This window comes from Neobacillus cucumis (genome assembly GCF_002860255.1).
GTDB classification, from domain to species: domain Bacteria; phylum Bacillota; class Bacilli; order Bacillales; family Cytobacillaceae; genus Neobacillus; species Neobacillus cucumis_A.
Genome location: NZ_PGVE01000052.1, coordinates 134,467 through 158,423 on the forward strand (window position 1 = coordinate 134,467; position 23,957 = coordinate 158,423).

The 23,957-nt window shown below is 37.8% G+C and carries 25 protein-coding genes and 1 pseudogene; 15 read left to right on the plus strand and 11 right to left on the minus strand.

Translation table 11 applies throughout. The annotated features are described in order from the left end of the window. Positions 1-29: 29 nt before the first annotated feature. Both CVD27_RS13905 and CVD27_RS13910 read right to left on the minus strand, forming a co-directional pair. Positions 30-761 (minus strand): GTP cyclohydrolase II, encoded by a 732-nt coding sequence (locus CVD27_RS13905; protein WP_101648507.1) that lies wholly within the window; start codon positions 759-761, stop codon positions 30-32. Positions 762-802: 41 nt separating this feature from the next. After that, positions 803-1,900, minus strand: coding sequence for an FAD-dependent monooxygenase (locus tag CVD27_RS13910; protein WP_101648508.1), 1,098 nt, complete (start codon positions 1,898-1,900; stop codon positions 803-805). Positions 1,901-2,107: 207 nt separating this feature from the next. Between CVD27_RS13910 and CVD27_RS13915 the strand changes: the two genes are divergently transcribed. Continuing rightward, entirely contained in the window at positions 2,108-2,431 is a 324-nt protein-coding gene (locus CVD27_RS13915) for a winged helix-turn-helix transcriptional regulator (protein ID WP_101648509.1), read from the plus strand. 143 nt (positions 2,432-2,574) lie between these two features. Then, on the plus strand, positions 2,575-3,291 hold the full coding sequence (locus CVD27_RS13920; RefSeq protein ID WP_101648510.1) for a lipocalin-like domain-containing protein: 717 nt from the start codon (positions 2,575-2,577) through the stop codon (positions 3,289-3,291). 159 nt (positions 3,292-3,450) lie between these two features. Here the strand turns inward: CVD27_RS13920 and CVD27_RS13925 are convergent, their stop codons facing one another. Further along, positions 3,451-4,419 (minus strand): NAD(P)-dependent alcohol dehydrogenase, encoded by a 969-nt coding sequence (locus tag CVD27_RS13925; RefSeq protein WP_101648511.1) that lies wholly within the window; start codon positions 4,417-4,419, stop codon positions 3,451-3,453. A 194-nt stretch (positions 4,420-4,613) separates the two neighbouring features. On the opposite strand from CVD27_RS13925, the gene CVD27_RS13930 reads away from it, so the two are divergent. Further along, positions 4,614-5,051: an SRPBCC family protein gene (locus CVD27_RS13930; RefSeq protein WP_101648512.1), complete on the plus strand. Its 438-nt coding sequence runs from the start codon at positions 4,614-4,616 to the stop codon at positions 5,049-5,051. Positions 5,052-5,332: 281 nt separating this feature from the next. On the opposite strand, the gene CVD27_RS13935 is transcribed toward CVD27_RS13930, so the two are convergent. Beyond that, a complete protein-coding gene (locus tag CVD27_RS13935; RefSeq protein ID WP_101648513.1) occupies positions 5,333-6,100 on the minus strand; it encodes a class I SAM-dependent methyltransferase in 768 nt (255 codons plus the stop codon). Between the two features lie 123 nt (positions 6,101-6,223). Between CVD27_RS13935 and CVD27_RS13940 the strand changes: the two genes are divergently transcribed. Then, complete coding sequence (locus tag CVD27_RS13940; RefSeq protein ID WP_101648514.1) at positions 6,224-7,078, plus strand: LysR family transcriptional regulator; 855 nt, start codon at positions 6,224-6,226, stop codon at positions 7,076-7,078. A 46-nt stretch (positions 7,079-7,124) separates the two neighbouring features. Here CVD27_RS13940 and CVD27_RS13945 read toward each other — a convergent pair whose 3' ends face one another. Further along, positions 7,125-7,616, minus strand: a complete 492-nt coding sequence (locus CVD27_RS13945; protein WP_374703073.1) for a M15 family metallopeptidase — start codon at positions 7,614-7,616, stop codon at positions 7,125-7,127. A 580-nt stretch (positions 7,617-8,196) separates the two neighbouring features. Between CVD27_RS13945 and CVD27_RS13950 the strand changes: the two are divergent. From CVD27_RS13950 to CVD27_RS13975, 6 genes and pseudogenes are all read left to right on the plus strand, one after another. After that, a pseudogene (locus CVD27_RS13950) lies at positions 8,197-9,302 on the plus strand (MFS transporter). A gap of 257 nt (positions 9,303-9,559) precedes the next feature. Next, positions 9,560-10,027, plus strand: coding sequence for an FMN-binding protein (locus tag CVD27_RS13955; protein WP_101648516.1), 468 nt, complete (start codon positions 9,560-9,562; stop codon positions 10,025-10,027). 2 nt (positions 10,028-10,029) lie between these two features. Beyond that, positions 10,030-10,911: an FAD:protein FMN transferase gene (locus tag CVD27_RS13960; protein WP_101648517.1), complete on the plus strand. Its 882-nt coding sequence runs from the start codon at positions 10,030-10,032 to the stop codon at positions 10,909-10,911. Then, entirely contained in the window at positions 10,912-11,727 is an 816-nt protein-coding gene (locus CVD27_RS13965; protein ID WP_101648518.1) for an RnfABCDGE type electron transport complex subunit D, read from the plus strand. A 58-nt stretch (positions 11,728-11,785) separates the two neighbouring features. Then, complete coding sequence (locus CVD27_RS13970) at positions 11,786-12,457, plus strand: response regulator transcription factor (protein ID WP_101648519.1); 672 nt, start codon at positions 11,786-11,788, stop codon at positions 12,455-12,457. A gap of 8 nt (positions 12,458-12,465) precedes the next feature. Beyond that, positions 12,466-13,707, plus strand: a complete 1,242-nt coding sequence (locus tag CVD27_RS13975) for a sensor histidine kinase (protein WP_101648520.1) — start codon at positions 12,466-12,468, stop codon at positions 13,705-13,707. A 92-nt stretch (positions 13,708-13,799) separates the two neighbouring features. On the opposite strand, the gene CVD27_RS28145 is transcribed toward CVD27_RS13975, so the two are convergent. The 6 genes from CVD27_RS28145 to CVD27_RS14000 form a co-directional block, all read right to left on the minus strand. Beyond that, a complete protein-coding gene (locus CVD27_RS28145; protein ID WP_180960279.1) occupies positions 13,800-13,952 on the minus strand; it encodes a hypothetical protein in 153 nt (50 codons plus the stop codon). A gap of 530 nt (positions 13,953-14,482) precedes the next feature. After that, entirely contained in the window at positions 14,483-15,001 is a 519-nt protein-coding gene (locus CVD27_RS13980) for a DoxX family membrane protein (protein WP_101648521.1), read from the minus strand. A 239-nt stretch (positions 15,002-15,240) separates the two neighbouring features. Further along, positions 15,241-16,119 carry a DMT family transporter gene (locus CVD27_RS13985; protein ID WP_101648522.1) on the minus strand — a complete coding sequence of 293 codons (879 nt, stop codon included), beginning with the start codon at positions 16,117-16,119 and terminating at the stop codon, positions 15,241-15,243. A 170-nt stretch (positions 16,120-16,289) separates the two neighbouring features. After that, positions 16,290-16,988 (minus strand): DUF421 domain-containing protein, encoded by a 699-nt coding sequence (locus CVD27_RS13990; RefSeq protein ID WP_101648523.1) that lies wholly within the window; start codon positions 16,986-16,988, stop codon positions 16,290-16,292. Between the two features lie 112 nt (positions 16,989-17,100). Further along, entirely contained in the window at positions 17,101-18,123 is a 1,023-nt protein-coding gene (locus CVD27_RS13995; protein WP_101648524.1) for a S66 family peptidase, read from the minus strand. A gap of 54 nt (positions 18,124-18,177) precedes the next feature. Beyond that, positions 18,178-18,747: an HAD hydrolase-like protein gene (locus tag CVD27_RS14000; protein ID WP_101648525.1), complete on the minus strand. Its 570-nt coding sequence runs from the start codon at positions 18,745-18,747 to the stop codon at positions 18,178-18,180. 144 nt (positions 18,748-18,891) lie between these two features. On the opposite strand from CVD27_RS14000, the gene CVD27_RS14005 reads away from it, so the two are divergent. The 5 genes from CVD27_RS14005 to CVD27_RS14020 all read left to right on the plus strand — a co-directional run bounded on the left by CVD27_RS14005 (position 18,892) and on the right by CVD27_RS14020 (position 23,651). Beyond that, positions 18,892-20,433, plus strand: a complete 1,542-nt coding sequence (locus CVD27_RS14005) for a spore germination protein (protein WP_101648533.1) — start codon at positions 18,892-18,894, stop codon at positions 20,431-20,433. A 5-nt stretch (positions 20,434-20,438) separates the two neighbouring features. Then, complete coding sequence (locus tag CVD27_RS14010) at positions 20,439-21,545, plus strand: GerAB/ArcD/ProY family transporter (RefSeq protein ID WP_101648526.1); 1,107 nt, start codon at positions 20,439-20,441, stop codon at positions 21,543-21,545. Next, entirely contained in the window at positions 21,520-22,767 is a 1,248-nt protein-coding gene (locus CVD27_RS14015) for a Ger(x)C family spore germination protein (RefSeq protein WP_101648527.1), read from the plus strand. Before CVD27_RS14010 ends, CVD27_RS14015 begins: the two co-directional genes overlap by 26 nt. A gap of 1 nt (position 22,768) precedes the next feature. Beyond that, positions 22,769-22,921, plus strand: coding sequence for a hypothetical protein (locus tag CVD27_RS28150; protein WP_180960280.1), 153 nt, complete (start codon positions 22,769-22,771; stop codon positions 22,919-22,921). 118 nt (positions 22,922-23,039) lie between these two features. Beyond that, positions 23,040-23,651 carry a VanZ family protein gene (locus CVD27_RS14020; RefSeq protein ID WP_257984360.1) on the plus strand — a complete coding sequence of 204 codons (612 nt, stop codon included), beginning with the start codon at positions 23,040-23,042 and terminating at the stop codon, positions 23,649-23,651. The last annotated feature ends 306 nt before the right edge of the window (positions 23,652-23,957 follow it).

Consider the following 23,957-nt stretch of genomic DNA (forward strand, 5'->3'; position numbering starts at 1 on the left):
ACCATCCTGTTAATCAATCCTTATTCAAGCTACTCTAAATGTCCCGATTTTTTTACTTTTGTTTTTAAGTATTTCTCGTTGTATTCAGATATATCTCCCCATAATGGAGTTCTGCCGGAAAGTGGTGCACCTGCCGTTTTCAAGGCTTTAAGTTTTTTCGGGTTGTTCGTAATCAGTGTTACGGGCTTCGATCTTAGTGCTTTAAGAACTTCAATAGCGTCTTCATAGTTTCTTGTATCATCTGCAAATCCTAGACCTTCATTCGCCTCAACTGTATCATAACCATTTTCTTGAAGAATATAGGCCATGGCTTTGCTAAATAAACCAATCCCTCTGCCTTCATGATTGGCTAGGTAAAACAACGCTCCGGTTCCATGCTCAACAATCATTTTCATAGACTGTCTAAGCTGAAAGCCACAATCACAACGTTTGCTGCCAAAGATATCGCCAGTGTGACAAATAGAATGCATTCTGATCAAGGCATCCTCGCCATATTCAAAATTCCCATAAACAAGGACGCTTGATTGCTGAAATTCTGCCAGCTTAGCAGATGATAAGTGATGAATCACTTGCTGGAAATCTTCCGTAACCTTGTCGGACTTCAGCCAGCTATACCACTTAAATTCGATTGTTTCTCCATACAAATTAACAGGCAATTTAATTGGACCCACCAAATAAATGGCTTCCTCGCCTTTTATAATTAATTTTATTTTATCCTCTAATAAAGAGAGGACATCGGCCTTTAATTGAACTTGTTCCATCATCATTTCCCCAATCCTGCATTTTATTTACATGTTCTTTATTAAAGAGCAGGTACCTTAAAATTGTCTTGATAGCTTTCTTCTTTTATTAACTGCTGCAGCTGTAATTTCTCAACGTCAGCACGACGAACCTGTTCTAATTTACCTAATTGAGCGGCACTCACATCATGGTTATTCAATGCCTCAATAATTACGCCGCATAATACATCGGCATCTAGTAATGCACAATTGATCCCAAAGGCACCGGTGGGACTCATCGTATGAGCGGCATCTCCCATTATAACAATTCCGTCTTTCGACCAGGTAGGAGATTGACTGCTTTGCACTTTTAATAAGATAAAATCGTTCCAAGATTGAATGTGCTGATGAATCGGTTCCGTTAACTCCGGAAATGCTTCTATCACTTGATCAATAAATGGGGCAAATGATTGTTTCTTCAAGGCATGATAGGAATCTTCTTCAATGTTCCAGCCAATCTGAATAAATCCGCCCGCTTGCGTAAATAGAGCAAGCTGCTTACCGTTGATCAGCGCATTTTTTATAGTTGGTTCCCAGCCTCTCGGGCTTGGGATCTTTGCCCAAAGCAAGTCATACCCATGTTTGATGATTGAGAAGGGGATCTCCGCAAGTTTTCTAACGGTTGAGAAGCGGCCATCTGCACCAACGACTATCTTACTTTTAATAGTCACTTCTTGCTCTCCCTTTAATGCTCTCAAACCAGTTACACACCCATTTTTATTAAAAAGTAATTCAGTCACTTTTGTCCCCATTAAAAGATTGAAATTCTGATAAGGTTTAGATTCCTGAATCAATACACTTAATAAATTTCTTTGCGGAACATGGATACCGACATGCAGCTCTCCATCTGCCGGTGTGACTGTCTTAATTACCTGTCCATGCTGCCAATATTCAACTCGTTCCATTAAAAGGAGTCCAGCTTCTTGTACTTTATTATACAGGTTATATTTTTTTAAAACCCGTTCTCCGTCCTGATTAAGATGTTCGCCCCGAAATTCTTTGTCGATTCCTGAATGTCGTTCGAGAACAATGGTTGATATACCCTTTTTCGCAAGCAAATATCCTAAAAATGAGCCTCCTGGACCACCACCGGCTATACAAACATCTGCTTCAAGATTCATGTTAAGGACCACCTTATTTAGTCTCTTGTATCTTGGTTAATTTTTCGACTTAAATTAGTCACTGCTAACTTATTGTGTAATTTGCAACTTACTTACTTTATGTAACTAATTATATTTTTGAAATGAACTTGTGTCAAATAAATTAATTATGTATTGTAATTTTATTGTGATTTGTAATATGATATTAATGAATAGGAGGGGAAAACCATGAATCAACCTGAAATATGTCCTCGATTCGAAAAGGCTATGGTAATGTTAAGCCAGCGCTGGACAGGTCTTGTCATTTATCAGCTGCTCACAGGATCGAAACGCTTTTGTGCGTTAGAATCTTCTATAGGAATCAGTGGGAGGGTTCTTTCGGAGCGTCTGAAAGATTTAGAAAATCAAGGAATCGTTAAACGCGAGGTGTTCCCCGAGACGCCTGTACGGATTGAATATTCTCTAACGGATAAAGGATTAGCTTTAGAGCCTATAGTCAGAGAGATTGAAAAGTGGTCACAAACCTGGCTGCCAATTGAATCGGATCAATAAAATCAAAAACAATGAATCGGATGATGAAAATCATCCGATTTTTTTTGCGGAAAAGATAGAGTTATAGAACAGGAAGATATTATTTAATTTTCCATACCCGTTTTCCTAACCAGGGAGAAAACCATGAGGTACGTGTTCATGAAATGGTGATAAATAAGGACGGATGGCCGGTTGTTGCACCAAATAGATATGCTGGGGAAAATGAGAGGAAAGTGAATTCCAAACAAATTGCTGGCGATTATAATTTTGTTAACCATGATAAGGAAATTTCTTCAGCGGTAAAAAATTCAACTGTCCTTCATTTGACAAATGACGGTAAGGTTTCGGGGGCTGCGGCTGGAACATGGAAATTAACTGATCAAAACCAGGCAGAACTAACCTTAGATGACGTAACCTACGATGGCGTATTCCTGCGTCAATGGGATGAGGCTAGACAGAAATATGTCATTACATTTAGTGCTCTATCCAATAAGACCAACGATAATATGACAAGTGGAGTGGCAGTATGGGGAGTCCAGAGAGCAAACCTAAATGATCACCAGGTTGTTGAGGATGTTCAACAAGATTTAAGCCTAGGAGATACAAGCCGGATTACTTCCAATTTAACTCTTCCTACAGCTGGAACACGCGACACGGCTATTTCATGGAGTTCTTCTAATCCTGATTTTGTTTCTTCTACTGGAGTAGTTAATCGCCCGGCATTTGGTGAAGGAGACGCAACTATTACCCTCACTGCAACGATTACCAAGGGGACTGCAACAGCAATTAAGAGTTTTACCATAACGGTTTTAAGAGTTTATGAAACTTCTCTAACTCCAGAACAAGTTTCTCAACTGGCAACTGTGACTACAACTCCATAATAGATTTATTTTTTAGTAAGCAGCCATTGGAGGATGATGGCTGCTTTCTATTGTGTTAAGTATTACTTTTCTGACAAAACTATATTTTAATATAACATAGGCAACTAAAATATTACGTTGGACTGGGTGAGCAGAAAGTCTTTAGATAGTAGGAATCTATCATATAGTGATGACAACTTTCCCTTGCGCATGGCCTTTTTCAAAATATCTGAAGGCCGCGGGCACCTCACTCAACTTATAGCATCGGTCTATAACTGGTTTTATTTTGCCGTCTTCCAACAGTTTTTTCAAATAGTTTAGATCTTTCTGGTTTGCCCTTTGTAAAAAGGTCCCCATTTTCTTACCTTCCGTCATTGAAATCCAAGGTCCCAGGACCATAGCTTGGAACATTTGAGAGCCCGACCCTCCAACGTGAACAAATCTCCCATTTAGATTTAAAACACGCTTATAGGCAGAAATCGGGTGATGTCCGTTAACGCCAAGAATCAGATCATAACGCTCCGTTTTTTCAGTAAAGTTTTCCTTTGTATAGTCAAGAAAATGGTCTGTTCCAATCGATTGCAGGATATCTACGTTTTTAGTACTACACACACCCGTAACTTCAGCTCCTAAAGATTTAGCAATCTGTACGGCAAACGTTCCTACACCACCAGAGGCACCATTTATTATTACCTTCTGTCCTTGCTGAACTTTGCCTTTATCTCGGAGAGCTTGTAAGGCGGTTACTCCCGCCATTGGTACGGCAGCTGCTTCTTCAAAGGTCAAATTGGCTGGTTTTAAGGCAAGTGCATTTTCAGGAACAGATACATACTCGGCAAAACCGCCCCAGCCACAGCCAGATAGGTCACCGAATACTTCATCTCCTATTTGGAACTCCTTCACATCTTTCCCAACTGCTTCCACCCGGCCTGCTATATCGCCTCCAGGGATAGAGTATTTTGGTTTGAATAGACCAAAAGCCAATCGTGCTAAATACGGTTCGCCTTTTAAAAGAACTAGGTTCCCAAAATTTATGGATGCAGCATGAATTTTCACAAGTACTTGATGGTCTTCAAGGCGGGGTATTTCTACTTCTTTTAATTGAAGAACATCAGGTGGACCATATTTGTTATAAACGATCGCTTTCATCATTCTCCTCCTAATTGACTGGGATTTTTTTGCTAAACCCATCAATAATTAATAAGTATTGGTAAAAGAACTATAAAAGTACTACTAATTGAGATATCCTTAGTGAAATTTCTTCCAATTAGATTGTTTCAAAAGTAAATATTGTACATAATGAGAAAAAGAAAGCATTAATCAAAAAGTAAGGGTGATTGGTAATGAACAATCTAACAAAATTTAAGATCTTAAAACCGGCAAATGAAGTGTTTGAAGCCTTTGTAGATCCTACGAAAATTGGCCATTTTTGGTTCTCATCAAGTTCGGAAAGATGGCAAGCAGGTAAGATTATTACAATAAGATATGATGAGTACAATGCCCAATTGGAAATAGAAGTGTTGGAAATCGAGGACAATAAGAAAATCGTGTTTCGATGGGGGGCAAATGGTGAAGGTCATATTGTGACCATATCACTAAAAGAAGTAGACCAGTCTAATACGATAATTGAAATAAGTGAAGAAGGGTTTAATGAAGGGGATGACGATTTCATTGGTCAGATACTAGATAATAAAGAAGGCTGGGTTTTTATGTTGAGCTGTTTAAAAGGCTACTTAGAATTCGGTGTCAGTAAACTAAGAGGAGGGCTAGTGAAAGATTAAACTTTTAAAGGGGAATGTTACATATTTTTTCAAAAAAAAACGATTCTCTACTTATCTTTGAGAGTCGTTTCTAAATAAACTAACTATAAACTCTAGTTCATTTTTACTGCAAGGTTTTAAAGCGTACCTTGAAAACGGGGACATTTCCAGTGTAAGCGTAAATCTTATAGTGTTTTCTCATTATTTCACTGTTTTTCTTTATTTTTCGTTTGTTGAAAAATTATCAAATTATTTTTCCTATAAGAAAGAGAAAGAAGGGTCCCAATATGGAGCCCTTCTAATTATTCTTTAATTCCGATTACACGAATCCTTTTATAATCGGCAACCCAATTTCCATCTTTAAATATAACTTTTCTTAAATTGTCCTCCACTTTTGCTATAATCCTATGTTTTTGATCATCGGAAAAACCATCTAACATACTGCCACCGAACATATGAATCCAGTTTGTTACTCCGCTTTTTCCTTCTAAAGGGGTTGGCCGGTCAACGTGTTGTGCAAAGGTCACTCTAAATCCTGCTTGTTCCATCAAAGACGTATATTCAGCAATGCTTGGGAAAAACCAAGGGAATTTTTTTATATTAAATGGGAGATTCTCAGCCTCAATTTGATTTATTATTTCATCTGATATGGACCGAATGTTGCCCTTGCCGCCAAATTCAGCAACAAATCTGCCGCCTTGTTTCAAGCAATTATAAATACAAGTTAAAGCTTCTCTTGGTTGTTTAATCCAATGAAGTGCAGCATTCGAAAACACGGCATCAAATTCATGATGAAATTCTAGCTCTGTTGCATCTTGAACGATGAATTTAATATCAGGGTATTTATTTCTTGCCTGTTCAATCATCTTTTCGGATTTATCTACCCCAGTCATTTCTGCCCCATACTCAGATAACTGCTTTGCTAAATCTCCTGTTCCGCAGCCTAAGTCTAGGATTTTTTCACCTTTTTGAGGAGCTAATAATTCAAACAAACTTTCTCCATACATCGATACAAAAGAATGTTTACCATCATACAAATTGGCATTCCAACTGTCTTTTACTTTTTCCATCTAACTCGCTCCCTTTTTATTAAATGTATATTCTTGTTGATTAGATTATAATGGAGGAGTTAAATAATGGATATTAACTAAAAATAAGAAAGTTAATAACGAACTGTTATTGAGGGAGCAATGATGGATATTAAATGGTTAAGAACATTTATCATTTCTGCTAAGTATGAAAATTTTAGGGAAGCATCAGAAGAGCTATTTCTCACTCAACCAGCTGTTACCAAACATATTAAAAGACTAGAGGAGAGTCTTAACATACAATTGTTTGAGCGGATTGGAAATAAAGTAGTTTTGACCCCAGCTGGCCACAAGTTTCTATCCTATGCAAGGGAGTTAATCACAAATTATGAACAAGGGATGCAAGACTTTGAATCTTGGAAACAAGGGTATAACCGAAAGTTGATTATTGCTGTTGCCCCACAGATTGCTTCATCCTTCCTACCTGCATTATTAAGGCAATTTATTGATAAAAATCCAACGATAGAAGTAATTATAAATGTCTTGAATTCCTATGAAATAGGCAAGGAAATCAGTGCCGGAAGAGCAGACTTAGGATTAACTAGAATCCTGCCAGTTCAAACAAACATAAAGACAGAAATTGTCCACAAAGAATCAGTCATTTTAGTTGGACCGAACGAACCTTCCTTAGACGAAAAAACTACACTCTCTAAATATAGGCTTATTACGCATAACCATCCAGACTATTGGAATCAACTATTACCAGAGATTAAGAGATATTATTCAACTATAAAAACAATGAAAGTGAATCAAGTAGAAGTAACGAAAAGGTTCATCGAGGCAGGACTCGGGGTTTCCTATTTACCTTATACTGTTGTAAAAGAGGAAATTGGGATGAATAAGCTAGTTGAAATAAAGCATGAAAAAATTATTCCACCCACATCGACTACCTATCTATTAACGAAAGTAGTAACAGATGAAGTGTTAATCTTTACAAAGTTTTTGCAAAATGCGATTTAAAAATTTTAGTTTGTAAAAAAACACCGCAAATGCGGTGCTATAAAATTCACTGTTGATCCGTTTCGAGATCTGCTGTTAAGGTTGTGCCGGCAGGTCTCTCACCATTCTGCAAATCGGCGATGGTTAGTCCGAAATTCATTTCTAAATGGGGATAATCCTTAAATCCCTTCCAATCGCCACCCCATTTAAATCCTAACGCTTTAGCCATTTGAACAACCTCGGTCCAATCTTCTTTTCCATTTTCATTTCGATCATATTCGCGATCCCAAACCACATCACCTGAAGGGGTCTCTAATGCAAAATCAATGGCAAGTCCATAATTGTGAAATGACTCGCCACCTTTTGCATTGGTGACAATATTCCCTTCGGCCGTACGGCCTTGTTGATATAGCCGATCCTGGTCTTCCGCACTACGGAAACTATCGGTTATTACGACCACTATCCCTTTCTTAGCGGCCTGTTGGATCAATTGATCCGTTCGATCCTTGACAATCGGATTGAGTTCAGTCGGCAATGGAACAGACTGCTTTTTTTTCACTTCCGTAGAGGGTTTAGAATCCAAATAAAATAAGATGAAAACTAGCGCCAGAGTGAAAATAAATACTATACTTCCTATCCGTCTTAGCTTCAAATATGACAAGTCCTTTCGAAAAATAATTTTATGAGAAAAAATGCAATAAATATTGTCGTTGTTTCATATATTTATATTTCCTAAATATACTTTCCATTTCTTTATTATAGCTTAAAAAATAATCGAAAAAGGTACCTAAAAAAGGAATTTTGCCGAAATAACAAAAAATTGCCGTGGAAATATGTTGGATTTTCGCGGAATTAAATAGAGAAGCTGCGGAAAAATATCAAATCTCATGGTTCTCTAGGAAGAACTGGTAGAATCGCTAGAAAGAGAGAGAAAGTTCGCTAAAGGACTAAAGGAATGAAGCCTAGCTTGAAAAGGAGTATAATATAGCAATAAATTACAGTTGAAAAAAGGGTGTGAAAATTGTTTGCTTCAATCAGGTGATTCACTTTTTAGACAGCCATCTTTTAGAAATTATTGGGGATCAAGGATATTAGCCTCGACCTCTTTTCAAATGCTGTCCGTGGCTGTCGGCTGGCAAATGTATGATTTGACACATGACGCTTTTAGTTTAGGTTTAGTGGGTCTTGCGCAGTTTATACCAATGGTACTTCTGACCTTTGTTGTTGGTCAGGTTGCGGACCAATTTGACCGTAGGAAAATCGTCTTCTTTTGCCAAGTAATAGAAGCTATCATTGCAGGATTCCTTCTATATGGAAATATTGACGGCTGGCTCGGCCGTGAACAAATCTTGGCTGCAGCAGCTATTTTGGGAGCCTGCCGGGCTTTCGAAGGCCCAACCTCGTCGGCATTATTGCCACAGTTGGTAGAAAAAAAATCTTGCAGCAGGCCATTTCATTAGCTACCACTGCTGGGCAGACATCTCAAATCTTGGGTCCAATGATTGGCGGTTTCCTATTTTCATTAGGAGCTTCCTATGTATACAGTACAGCAACAGCCGCGCTGCTTGTTGGAGCTATACTTACATTTATGATTCGTACGGAACATGAATTCGTTCGAAAATCAGAGCCCGTTTCATTTCGTTCCATTTTCTTAGGATTAGAATTTATCTATCGTCATCCTGTTATTTTGGGAACGATTTCGCTTGATCTTTTTGCGGTCCTGCTTGGCGGGGCGACTGCTCTTCTACCGATTTATGCACAAGATATTTTACAAACGGGGCCTTGGGGCTTGGGTTTAATGCGGACCGCCCCAGCAGTAGGAGCATTATTAGTTTCGTTGGTACTTGCCTATTATCCGCTCAAGAATAATATTGGACTTAAATTATTCGGTGCGCTTGCTGTATTTGGCTTGGCAACAATGCTCTTTGCCTTATCAACTAGCTTAATTGTCTCCTTATTTGCTTTACTGCTTATTGGTGGGTCAGACGTCATCAGTGTGGTCATCAGATCGTCACTGGTGCAATTGCAGACTCCAGATGAGATGCGCGGTCGTGTAAATGCTGTAAATTCACTATTTATTGGGACATCTAACCAGCTTGGGGAGTTTGAATCTGGGACAGTGGCAGGACTAATTGGAACAGTACCAGCCGCGTTTATTGGCGGAGTAGGAACTATTCTAGTTGCTGGTCTATGGATGTACTTATTTCCTTCATTAAGAAAAATTCGGTCACTATCAGAAAGCTAGTCCAGCAAAGTGAAGTCTCACTTGGAAAAGCCATAGGATTCGCTTCTTTGTTGGGATTAAAAATGAAACAAATGATAATCAATTTGCTTAAAACGCATGATAAAGTGAATAAGGAACATCTTAACGGAAAGAAAGGCTTGGTTATTAATCAAGCCTTTTTTTCTTATAAAAACTTTATTTCTAAGATAATTCTAATATTGCAAAGCTAAACTGTTCTTGTGTAATAGTTTTGAGCAAGCAATAGGAGGATAAGTGAAATGAAAAAAATGAACAAAAAGTGGATTGCCCTTTGTTCTACAGCTGTTGCAGCAGTATATGCAGCTGGATATTATACAACCGATACCCAGGCTGTTAATAATCAGCCCATTCAACATATTGCTACAAATGTCCAAACAAATAACCAAACCTTAAATCATACAAAAAGGACTAGCCATCCAGTCCAAGTTAAAAAACTCTATAAAGATGGAATCTTCACAGGGACTGGCATGAACCGGCGGGGATTCATTGATGTCCAAGTCACCATTAAGAATGATCAGATTACAGCAGTTGAGATTAGTGACTTTGCAATGCATTATTCAGAAAGCGACGTAGTAGGCCTGCCAAACGAAGTCTTGCAGAAACAAAGTGCCCAAGTAAACAATGTTTCAGGTGCTACTTATAGTACGCAGGCTTTTGAAGATGCTGTACAGGATGCTCTTAACCAAGCACATAACGAGGTGGGGTAACCATGAGAAAAACGAAATTATATATGGACACCTTTGTTGATATACAGGTGGTTACAAAAGGGTCAAAGGAAGAGGCAGAATCTACGATTGAGCGTGCGTTTAGTGCCTTTCGCCAAGTCGAACAAGCATGCAGCCGCTTTACCTCTTCCAGTGAAATAATGCAGGCTTCTCGAGTAGTCGGCACTCCAGTTAAAATTAGTCCATTTCTGTTTGAACCTCTCCATTTTGCAATCGAAGTGGCGAGAATGACGGAAGGTTTATTTGATCCAACCGTTGGAAAAGTGATGGAGCAGCAGGGATTTAATCGCCATTATCTCACAGGGGATAAAATGGAAAGCCATGCGGCTGCATCTGTGTCCTATCAAGATATTAAATTAAATCTACAAACTCGTACCTTAACTTTAAAAAAACCTTTAGTCATCGATTTAGGAGCTGTTGCTAAGGGGTTTGCAATTGACTTAGCTGCACATGAATTAAAGGACTTTGAGGGTTTTGTGATCAACGCTGGCGGGGACTTATATGCCGGCGGTTATGATGAAAACGAGCAGCCTTGGAAAATTGGGATCCAGCATCCCTTTCAAAAAGAACAAATAATTGACACGATTGAAATTTCAAATGAAGCTGTCTGCACATCCGGAAGTTATGAGCGCAGGAATCCAACAAAAACAGAATTACACCATTTAATGAACCCAAAAACTAAACAATCACCCAATGACTGGGTCAGTGCCAGTATCATTGCCCCATTTGCTATGCTGGCGGATGGATTTTCAACAGTTGCCTTTTTGCTGGGTACTGAAAAGGCGAAAGGGTTTATAGAAGAGATGAATCTTAAAGGAATACTAGTTACACCTGAAATAAAAATAGTTAAAGCAGGAGGGATTTAAGTGGAGGCAAAAAAATGGTTGAAAACACCAAAGGGATATGTCACCATTGCCATGGCTGCTTATTTAGTCATTGCGTCGATTGGGGCAAAGACAATGATGGGGTTGGTGAATAGTTCAATCGCCATTATAGTATCTATTGCTGTCGATCGGATTTATTGTATTATGGCAAATCGAAAAAGCAGCAAGGATGCCACAGTTATTACAGCGTTAATTATATCTTTAGTATTGAGTGTCACAACTCCCTGGTTTTTTGTGGCAGGAACGGCTATTATAGCCATCTTATCTAAACATCTTTTGGTCTATAAAAAGAAACCAATTTTTAATCCAGCGGCTTTTGGATTACTATTTTCAGTTATTATATTTCATACAGGACAAAGCTGGTGGGGAGCTTTTGGAGATCTTCCGTGGTGGATGATCATCTTTCTATTGATTGGCGGCTATCTCATAACAGATAGGGTTAATAAGTATCCACAAGTCTTTTCCTTTTTGGGGACCTTTTTTGTGTTACTATTTCTGATGGGCTGCTTTGATATCGGAAGTGCAGCTGATGCACTGCGGCCTCCATTTATTAATGCCGCTTTGTTTTTTTCCTTTTTTATGCTTACCGATCCTCCTACATCCCCGGCTAAATATAACAAACAGGTCATGTTTGGTATTCTTTCGGCCGTTTCTGGGATCGTTGTTTATGGACTTTTTGGCGGCTTAACTTATTTATTTATTGGGCTGTTTATAGGGAATGTCTATAATTATTATCAAAAACACTCCTCTTCCAAGGGGGCTAGTATAAAACCAATTCAAAGGGCTTTAAGGAGCTAATTATTAAATGTTGGGGAAGACTATTTTTTATGGAAATGTTAAGGGAGTGCAGTGAACCATGCGTGTACTGGTCGTAGAAGATGATATGCCTCTAAGACGAATCCTTTCCACTATTTTAGAAGATGAACAATATGAAGTGGATCAAGCTGACAATGGGGAAGATGGCTATTTCATGGCCTCTTCCTATGAATATGACTTAATTACACTTGATATCATGCTTCCGAAAATGGATGGCTTCTCTTTAATAAAAAAGCTGCGGAGCGAAGGGGTTCAAACTCCAACGTTGTTTCTTACAGCTAAGGACCGAATTGAAGATCGAGTAAAGGGCCTCGATTTTGGTGCGGATGATTATATTGTGAAACCCTTTGCCACTGAAGAGTTTTTAGCGAGAGTAAGGTCGCTCCTGCGGCGGACTGGGAAGATGGGTTTTGAGGGGAAGATGACATATGGCCCTATTCTTTTAGATACAAAACAGCATGAAGGATTTATCCATCATGAGGTATTAAAGTTGACTATTAAGGAATATGAATTACTTTTTTATCTCATTCAAAATAAAGAACAAATACTCACGAGGGATCAGATTTTTCAAAGAGTATGGGGAATTGAATCTGAAACAACGGATGCCATTGTTGATTTATATATCCACTACTTAAGAAAAAAATTAGCTCCTTATGAGTATGACCAGTTGATTCGGACTGTCCGTGGTGTGGGATATATGTTAAAGGAGTAGTGGGCTCGATGTTTAAAAAAACAAAACTCAGGCTGGTTATTCTGAACGCACTTGTCTTTTTCATTCTCCAAAATACATTTGGGGCCCTTATTTATCTCTATATGCACTATAGTTTGTACAACCAGGCAGATAATAGTATTTTAGAAAAAAAGGATCATTTACTCCATGAAAAGGAGAAAATGAGTGAGGAGTTTAATCAGGAGCGAGAAGAGAATCATCGGCTAATCTATTTATTATGGAACAATGACCGTAAACTAAATAAAGGAATTCCCAACAATTCTCTAACTCAAAAAGACACTGAACTCTTTTCACATTTGTTAAATAAAGAAGGACTTCAATCCTTTTCCATTGGTTCTGAGTCTTACCGCTATATTAACGTTTTTGTTTCAACAAATAAAAACTATTCACCTATTGAAAAAATACAAGTGATTTATAACCTTAGACGTGAAAGAGAGATGTTATCTCATTTACTTATGGTCATTGGTTTTGGCTCGGTCCTCAGTGTATTTATCGCCATTCTTGCGGGAATTTATCTTGCTAGAAAAGCTTTAATACCTATCAAGCTCTCTTGGGAGAAGCAGCAGCAATTTGTTGCTGATGCTTCTCATGAATTACGGACTCCGCTTTCTGTTATGAAGCTAAATTTAGAACACTTATTCCGCCATCCTGACCATAGTATCGAACAGGAAAGTGAGATCATCCATCAGGCAATTCAAGAAATTAACTACTTGTCCAAAATGTCCTCTGATTTATTGACTCTAGCACGTTGGGACTCAGATCAACTGGAGTTACTAAAAGAGCCCATTTATTTAAATGACATTTTACATCAAGTGGTTAAGGAATTTCAAAAGCTGGCTGCTCTTAAAAAGATTCAGTTAAGTACTGATATTCACCCAATCGAGATGATAGGTGATAGAGAGAGACTAAAACAATTGTTTATCATTCTAATAGATAATGCACTAAAGTATACGAAAGAAAATGGAGCTATTTCTGTTAAGGCTAGTAGTAAGAGTTCGCGTGCAATCATAGAAATTTCCGATACAGGAGTTGGTATTTCGAGGGAAGATCTTCCTCACATCTTTGATCGATACTATCGTGGGGATAAAGCAAGAACACGTCATTTAGAAGGCTCGGGATTAGGGTTATCTATTGCCAAGTGGATTGTTCAATCCCATTCAGGTAAGATTCGGATAACCAGTAAGGCAGGGGAAGGGACACACGTGTTTGTCAACCTGCCGGCTAAAAATTAGTCTTTTATATATTTGAATGTTGAGAAGAGATGGGAATTCCTTCTCTTCTTTATATATTAGAAAAAACTAAAAGCAGCCCTTTTCGGCTGCTTTTAGTGCTGTTGTTCTGTTGATTTTGATTCAAGAGACGAGCGATCCATCGCATCAATTATTTTCTCTTTTGTCACATCCATGTTTTCTTCCGTACGAGTATTCCAAATACTGTACTTTATTTGATTTCCCCCGCCATTGTTTTCGTTTTTCATCAGTATATTTCACCCCCCATTCATATCGTTTCTTGAAGGAGAAGAAGTATACCAATTATTTATGCAGGGGTTGCTCTTGGATAAGGGGAGAATATTCTCGGATATGAAATCATCACTCGCAGATAAATAGTATTAACTCTTTAGACAAGAGTTTGCTGATTCAACATAATATCTTACTGAATAACTAGGTACTGTAAGTCACGCAATTTTTAACAAAGAGCATCATCAAAGTTAAAAAAATCAAATTGGCCAAAATTGGGATAATGAATAATAACTTACTTAATATCTATTCAATTCCCGTCCCCTTAGTATCGGCTCCACCTACGCCAAATACCATGATAGCCACACATGCTATCCCCACTAATATACAGTTTAAAGCATTAATATTAACAAACTGTGTCTTAATTGTTATAGACGTATTAATTGTTTATTAAGATAACATTAATGATTGAAAGGGTTTTCTTTTTGTATCGAAGGCAAATAAAAAGACGGTTCGGGAATCCGAATCGTCTTTTTTGTTGTGTTCTGTCTTAAACAGCCGCTTTAGATTTTTCAGTTCCAGTATTTTTGCTGCCCATTTTCCTTAAGAAAGGAACAACCCAGCGGTCTAAACCAATTTTACCAGCATTGTAGCCTGCAGTTAAGATGATAAATCCTAAGAAGATGTCTCTTGGGTTGTGAGATACAGTTCCTGCTAAGAAGAAAGAGAAATTCATGACTAGGCCAAAGAACATGGCAGTTGTTGTTAAGCATCCAAGGATTAAGCCTAAACCAATTAATGTTTCACCCCAAGGAACGATGACGTTAAATATATCCACGTTTGGTAATGCAAAATGTTTTAAGAAGTCCACGTACCAGCCAAAAACGACTGCACCGTCCGGGCCTTTAACGGGATTTGCGATTGCCCCTTTTAAGAATCCAGAAGCATCAAAGCCACCGCTGGATAATTTTCCAATCCCAACTGTAATCCAAGAGTAACCAAGATATAAACGTAAAACAGTTAAAATAACTGAGGCAGCTTTATTCTCTCTTAAAAATTTGTTAAACATAAATGATTCCTTCTTTCATTTTTGTTTGTTCTTTATGCTTCTACTATATTCCTTTTTTACGTTAAAAACATGGCAATAGGGATAAGTTCAAAGTTTGTTCGAAATGTTTTTACAGAATTATGAACAGGTCTTTTAAACTGTGAAAAATTGAATAGTCGAAAAGGTGGAAAGGTTGGTGTATAAGGGATTGAGGAATGGAACAAACGTTAAATGGATTCTTTAGAAGAAAAAAACTCCCACTAGGAAGTAGGAGTGGGAGTCTTGATTTTCATTTCTAGTCTTTCACTTAAAAACGTCGAGCCGAGTATAAGAATGCCGCCAATCATTTGAACGAAGGTCATGCTTTCGCCTAAGAATATGGCAGCGATAATAACTGCGGAAATTGGATCAATATAGCTTAGGACCGCAATCGTAGAGCCCTTTAATTCTTGTATGGATGTAAAATATAAAAAATAGGCAAGACCTGTATGTATAATACCAAGAATCAGGATAAAGATAATGGAGGTCGAATTTAGACCGGCAAATGTAAGTGTACCCTGCCATCCAATATAGGGTAACAGTACAATGGCAGCCGCTATTAATTGGACTAACGTCGTTTCAAATCCAGATAAATTTTTAATAAATTTGTTCATTAAAATGACGCTCGCGTATAGTGCTGCTGCTAACAGCCCATAGAAAATACCTAAGGTGTGATTTTGCCCATCACCTCCAGGATTCACTATTAAAAATAAGCCGACCATAGCGGCAACAATGCAGCCAACCTTCACGCCCGTTAGTTTTTCTTTCAGTACCCATGGTGCCAGAATCATTACAAAAATAGGTGCAAAATAGTAACTAATAGTAGCATTTGATATGGTTGTGTATCGATAGGATTCAAATAAAAAAATCCAATTAAGCCCGATTGCTCCTCCAGATAATAAGAGCAGCAATGCGTTTTCTTTTAATGCCTTGAACGATGGCTTATGCTTAACAAGAAGACTAGCAACAAGGAGAAACAGGCTCCCGATTACTCCTCGTAGAAATGCAATTTCACTTGAAGACATGTTCATTTTTTTTACAAAAACCCCAATACTCCCAAAGATGAGCATGGTCGTGATCAGTCTCATTTTTCCTCTCATGTCTAACCCCCCTAGTCATATTTTTATCGAATCATAAAATACATATTTTCACAACAGTTTTTCGAAGGATTTTTAACAAAATCTAGAGAGCTAGTTTTTGGGCAGAAAGGTGATATGGCAGGGAAAGGATTGTTAAATACTCAAGTTCAAAGAAAAAAACAGCAGTAATCCTATGTTGATTGCTGCTGTTTGTCTTGATAGAAATCAATATACAAGTTTCCTTGTGTCCCTACGACGGCGTAGGAGATGTCGGGCACTTGGGTGTTTCTTTTCTGCAGTTCTGCTTGGAGCCAGGCTTCATTGTAGGGGGAGTTGGACAGGTTGTCGGATAAAAGCTTCCCTTCCATAATCAATTCTACTGGAATCCGATGAGATGAAGAGTTTAGATTTAAATCCTTTCTTGTGATACTTTGGTATTCGGCTTTTTTTAAAACGGATATGGAACCATTCACTTCTAAAATCGCCCAATCGACTTCCTCAATGTTAAAGACATCTTTTTCGCGTAAGGCCTGTTTCAGCATATCGATTGTAAAACCAATCTTTTGTAACGTTTCTTCCATGATTTTTCCTTCTTTAATAAGGGTAGTAGGTCTTCCCGCAATTTTTTCTCGAAAACGCCGGCTTTTGACAGAGAGGATATTTAAGGTGAAAATAACGGTACCCATAATCACGAAGGAAAGAATAAAGTATAGGAATCCAAGTTTATAATTAAAAGCTAGATTTCCTGCAATCGTACCCATGGTAATTGTAGCGATAAATAGATGGTAGGCCTTTTGAAAAATTGTTTGTTTTCCGAGGATATGTAAAAAGAGCCACAATATGATAAAAGCTGTAATGGTTCGAATGATGATTTCTAAAAAAACGGACATCACTTTTCTCCCAAGACATGTAGTTGGGGATAGTTTGTTCCTTCGGAATGAGATTTATACTTGTTGAGAAACGAAGAGTTCCACGGTCAGGTCTTCCCATTTGAGCAGTAAGTTATGGACGAAACTCCTGCAGTATCGATCCTTTCCCATTCTCGACCGTCACCTCTGCATGTGCCCCGTTAACAAAGGTAATTTGCGGAGGAACATGGCCGCAATCAATATCATAAACAATCGGTATTCCAAGGTCGTCCGCTAGATCCATATATACATCCTCAACTGTATAACCTTCAACAGGGGTATTCACAGAGCTGCGGCCAAACATAATACCTGAACAATCATCAAACCAACCGGCTAATCGCATCTGCACTAAGGAACGCCTTAAATCAGCCGTATTCATTTCACAATTCTCTAAATACCAAATCAAAGGCTCACTGTTAAGATGTTTTTTACGGAATCCTGCAACATCACCGTAAGGGGTCCCGATTAAATGGCGGATAATATCGATACAACCGCCTAGTAAACGCCCCTGAAGAGAAACCGGCTGTTCGGAAACAGTCTTCCAATTCGTCGGTTCCGTTAAGTGAAATACACATGGAGAGGGAGCAGCATGGTTCCATTCCTTTTGATATCGTTCGGAAGAATGCTGAAGAACGGAACCTCCTGTTGGAGTCGACAGAATAGTCTGCCACATAGCGGTTGTTTCGTCTGAGAATTCCCCTCTTAAATCAACCAAATTAGTCCCATGGGCAGTTGCCATTCCTGTCTTTAATGTTATTGACAGCAACAACCCACTAATATCCGAGTAGCCTAGAACCCACTTCTTTTTCATATTATCAAAGTCTATATGTTCGAGAGTTTCCAAAAACAACTCACCGCCCCATGGGGGGATAATCAAATCAATTTCATTATCCCTCATCATCCTATGAATTTCGGCTGCTCGGATTAATGCAGGGGCTGATTTTGCCTTAGATTGTGTCCAAGCCGTATCACCGCTGGTTACCTGGAAGCCTCTTTGCTCCATCCGGCGTAAAGCCGCCTTTAATACTTCATGTAATTCGTTTGGCACACCAGAGGATGGGGCTGTTACACCAATTAAAACTCCTTCATCCAAACGCAAATGTGGGTAGGTAATCATGTGTATCTCTCCCCAAGGTTTTTACATGATTTTACCAGAAACTTAATGAACCTTCTATAACTTATTTAGAACCATTGGGATGAAATCTGCATAATGATCAATATGAAAGTCTGCTGTAATATTTGGATTTTGGAAGGCCACGGTAGTAATATTTAATCCGCGTGCTGGAATTAAATCTAAATCCCGGTCTCCCACAACCAAATCGATGTGGCGAGACTTAAGAACATATTCATAGGAAGCCGTATGCGGTTTCCTAGTAAACCCTTGTTCTTCAACAGAAACCACGTCTTGGAAGTACTTTAATAAATCGAATTTTTCAAGCAGCATCAAGGTTGATTCCTTATCACGATGAGTAACAATAACATTTTGATCGACTGCCGCTAATACCTTTTCAACGTGATCAAAAGGCAGGCTTTTTACAGAGTACATATTATATAATCGCTGATATTCACCACGCAGGTCTTCAGAGATCCCGTAATGCATAAAGGCAGTTTTTGAATCTTTCTTTAGCCAGCTTAATACTTCAGTGCGATCCAAGTCCCTTTGGCTTAGCCTTATGAATCCCTCCACCAGTGCCGGGTATGTATCAAAAAGAGTACCATCAAAATCCCATAGTAAATTCATTCTTAAATTCCTCTTTTCTTAAAAGTTTCCACTTTTCTTATCCTATAGAAAAATCCTGCTATATTCAATCAATCCAAACCTTTCCTTTCATACATAATGACACCTAAAGTTGGAAAACTATTTAAAAATTGGAGGTGGTTCATGATGAAGAAAACGACTCTAAACTTGCTTCTAAAAATACTCAATCCTGAACCACAGTTTAAAGAAAAATCGAATCAAAAGGAAATTGATTTAAAAAGCCAGGATATAAGCAGGAAGTATGAGCACAATTTGGAGGTTTTTAAATCCATATTTAGTTTTCCAACAAATACAGATGTTAAGATCCGTGAGTTTACCGTCCGCGCCTTAAACCGCCGAGCCTTTATTATATATTTCAGTACAATGGTGGATATCCAAAATATACAGGAAGGGATCGTTGAAAAATTACTTAATAGTGAACAGACTGCAAGAGATATACAGGATATAGCCTCGTATCCTATTCAAAAAACAGCGACCAATATTGGAGAAATTACAGAGTTTGTTACAGGAGGGATTACTGCCCTTTTTATTGATGGTGACCAGCTTTGTTATTTATTTGAAACCACTAAAACGCGCGGACGGGGAATAGAAAAATCAGATAATGAGGTAATTGTTAAAGGGGCCAAAGAGTCCTTTAATGAAAAGGTTATTGATAATATCGCTCTTATCCGAAAAAAGATAAAAAATGAAAATCTGATTGTGGAATCACAAGTTGTTTCGAAGCGATCAAGAAATGATGTCTTTCTTGTATATCAGAAAGATCTAGCAAACGACGAACTGCGTAGAACGATAAAGGATAAATTAGCAGCACTTAATACAGATAAGATCCTTGATCTAAGCATTTTAGAACAATATCTAGAAGAACGGCCGAGATCCCTTTTTCCTACACTATTGTATACAGAGCGTCCCGACCGTGCGGCCTCTTTTATCGAAGAAGGCCATATTATTTTATTAATGTCTAATTCACCAAGTTGTTTGGTCTTGCCGGCCACCTTTTGGGCAATGATCCATTCCCCAGAGGATCATTACCTGCGGGCGCCCTATGGGAATTTCATTCGGATTCTACGGTTAATGGCGATGTTTGTTGCTGTATTTTCATCTGCCTTTTATATTGCGATTACCAATTACCATGTAGGAATGATTCCTCCAGATTTATTAATGGCAATCGCTGGGACGAGAGAAAGGGTACCATTTCCCTCGATTATTGAAATCTTAATGATGGAAACTGCCTTTGAACTGATTCGTGAGGCGGGATTACGTGTTCCTTCTCCTATCGGACCCACAATCGGAATAGTGGGCGCGTTAATTTTAGGTCAAGCAGCTGTTCAAGCAAACGTAATTAGTCCAATTGTTATCATTGTTATAGCCTTAAGCGGACTAAGCTCATTTATTATCAGTGATACCAGCCTCAACTTTGCTATTCGAATCAGCCGTTTTTTATTTATTTTTGTGGCGGGGGCAATGGGGATTTATGGGGCAACTTCTTTGTATATTTTAGGATTGTTTTATCTGGCTTCATTAGAATCTTTTGGCACTCCTTACTTTGCACCAATGACACCACGACACTTCTCATCTAAGGATTTAATTATCCGGCATGTTCCGTTTAAAGAAAGGTTTCGCCCTGGTTATTTAAAGCCGAAGGATATGGTGAGACAAAGAAAGGGATAAAATTTATGGAGCAGCAACCTAGAAAACTTAGTATTCGCGAATATGTATCCATTGCTCTCTTAATGGTTATGGCAAAGGGAACAGAGGATACCCCGGCAATGTTTTATAAACAAGTACAAAATGCTTCATGGATGATTCCAATTGTTTCGGCAGGTATCTTATTTTTTCCGTACCTTTTATTGTTAAAAACACTTTCGTTGTATCAAAGTAAGGATTTATTTTCTGTTATTCGTATCCTATTTGGAAAATATATTGGTTTTTTCATTTGTCTTCTTATTTTTCTAATTAGCTCTATAGGCATTTCGTTCGATTCAAGAGTCTATACGAATATAATTCGTACGTTTTACTTCCCAACTACACCAGCCCTAGTGATCTATGCCTTATTAATGACCATCTGTGCTTATGGTGCTAAAAAAGGAATTCAGCAGATTGGTTCTGTTTCTTATTTAGTTGTTTTCTATGCGGTCATCTTATTGTACATTGCCTTATTATTAAGTAACAGGGATAGTACCCTTAGATCCATGTTTCCGATTTTAGGACCAGGTCCATTAAAAATAGCAAAAGGAAGTGTAATGGGACTGTCTCTTTTCGTTGATTTTTTTCTGTTTACAACGATTATCCCTCACGTGAGGTCTGGAAAAGATTTTCTAAATGGTACATGGATTACTTTTGTATATATCACCATTCAACTTAGTTTGATCCTGGTGGTTTATATCTGTATGTTTGATAACTCTTTAGGTAACATTGGTTACCCTTTCCATACACTTATTCGTTACATCTCTCTCGGCAGCTACCTTCCAAATGTAGAAATAATTTTTTTTGTCATCTGGCTGATGTTAGCATTTATACGTTTTACCATGTTTTTGTATTTTAATGGGCTTATGTTTGGCCACATTTTCAAAATTAAAGATTTTGAATACTTATTTCCAGCTTTAGCTGCCATATATGTATTAATTGGTAGTATACCGGAATCCGCAGGGGTGGTCTCTCATATTAAAACGGTGGTATATAATTCAGTTGGACCTGTGATAATAACCATTTCACTCATGCTTTGGTTAGTCGCACTGTTAAAAGGGGAATTTAAACATGCAAAAAATAGAAATAGTATGTAAAAGTCTGTTATTTCTAGTTATGGTTTCCCTTTTAACGGGCTGTTGGGATCGTGAGGAACTGGAAGATCGGTCCTATGTTATTGGACTGGGAATTGATAAGTCCCAAATTAAAGGGAAAATTAAAGTAACCATGCTCCTTGCTAATCCAGAAGTTGGAAGCATGCAGGGAGGCGGAGGTTCAAATGAAAAGCCCCGAGAAGTCATTTCATTTGATGTCAATGATATTATTGCTGCCAAGGGGACAGCTAATGCCATTATCTCTCGAGATATTAGTTACGAATTTCTAAAAATTATTATTGTCTCTGAAGCATATGCAAAAGAAAAAAGGTTTGTCAGTATGATATATGATACTCAAAAAGATAAAGAAATCCGTATGAATACTTATTTAGCAGTTTCTAAGGAAAAACCAAGCGACTTTTTTGTGGAAAATAAACCAAAAATGGAAACTAGACCCCATAAGTACTTTCAGTATATGGTCGACCATGGAATTGAAAATGGCTTGATTCCGGATTCTACATTATTCCGTTATTTTAAAACTCTAGAGCGAGGGGCAGATCTTTATTTAGCGATGTATACCACTGCTAAAAAGGTTAAGAACCCCAAGATTAGAAGTGAGGACGAATACACTGCAGGCGAAGTGAATGCAAGCGGAGAATTGGATAATACACAATTTATTGGATCGGCAGTTTTTAAAAATGGTGTAATGATTGATAAACTTACTGGCCAGGAAACCCGAATTGTTAATATCCTTGACGATACAACTAATATCAAAGATATATTGATTGATATCCCTAATCCTTTCTTAGACAAAAAAAGGAAATTTGCCGTAAGAATTATGAAAAGGGAGAATAATAAGGTAAAGATGAGCTTAAAAGGAAGCAAGCCCCAAATAACTATTACCATTCCCTTAAAAGTAGAAATTATGACTAACCCATCCATGGTTAGCTATTCTTCAGAAAAAAACAGGCAAATTTTAAAAAGAAGATTTGTTAGTTATTTCAAAGAAATGAATGAAAAATTATTTAGAAAATCTCAAACGGAATTAAAGGGTGTACCATATCCTTTATCGCTTTATGCCCGCCCCTATTTTCTAACAAATCAGCAATATGAAAAATTCAATTGGGGGAAATCGTTTTTAAAAGCAGATATCATTGTCAAACCGGATGTGGAGATTATTGATTATGGAAAGCAAGCAAGAAAACCTGTAAAGGTGGGGGAATAGTATGTTATGGACATTCATTGTTCTCTTTGTCATTACCGCTTATACCTTTGGTTTTGGCGTTACCTTATGGAAGGACAAGCAGAAATTTGGTGCCATGGCTGTTTTTTTTCTTTGTTTAACTATTATTATCCTGCCGTTTTTTACTATCATATAAAAAACGACCCTATAACTAGAGTGAACCTAGCTTTTTGGCTGGGTTCAATTTTTTTTGTTCAGAACTTTAAGTTTTTAGTAAAATAATTATTAATCGACTTAGGAGGAGAATACATAATATGGATTTTAAAAAAATGAATAAAAAATTATTATGGATATCTCTTGGAATTTCACAGGTGCTATATGTGTGTTTACTGCCTGTTTGGTTCAGGCTTTTATCTTATCTTCACCCGGCTGTTCTTGGTGTAATTTGGATGTGCCTGACAATCTTTGTTCTGTTTGTCGTTTATTATGCGGGCAAAGGGATCATTCAAATTTCTAAAATTCTTTTAAAAATAACAATAACGGTATATACCGTGGGTTTACTGATATTATTATTTTTCCGTCCTGCCTCTCAGGACTATAGTCAAATTAATTACATACCTTTTAAAACAATAGGAGGTTTTCTTTTAGACGAAGGAAATTTTCTTGTTGCTTTTTATAATCTAACTGCGAATATCCTTCTATTCGTACCTTTTGGTGTAGTGGCTCTAATGTTCTTTCGGGGCCTCTCTAGGTGGAATTTAATTTTAATTTCAGCAGCCTGCATCACTCTCATTGAAATTTTACAGCATTTCACCAAACGCGGAAGTATGGATATTGATGATTTAATCTTAAATGTACTTGGTGTCTGGATTGGCTATCTCATATCTCCTGTTATTCAAAATGTTGTTAAACTGCGAGTTCGTTAGGAAACTTGAAGGCTTAAAAGAGCAAATTTTAAGGGGGAAATGAAAGTAGAAGGTTTAAGAAGTGTCTTCAAGAAGACGTATTAAGGACAAAATCTAAGAAGAAAATCCAAGAAGAGTCTTCAAGAAGGCGTATTGTGGACAAAAGCCAAGAAAAAAATCTAAAAAGTGTCTTCAAGAAGGCGTCTTGAGGACAAAATCCAAGAAGAAAATCCAAAAAGTGTCTTCAAGAAGTCGCCTTGAGGACAAAATCCAAGAAGGAAATCCAAGAAGAGTCTTCAAGAAGGCGTCTTGAGGACAAAATCCAAG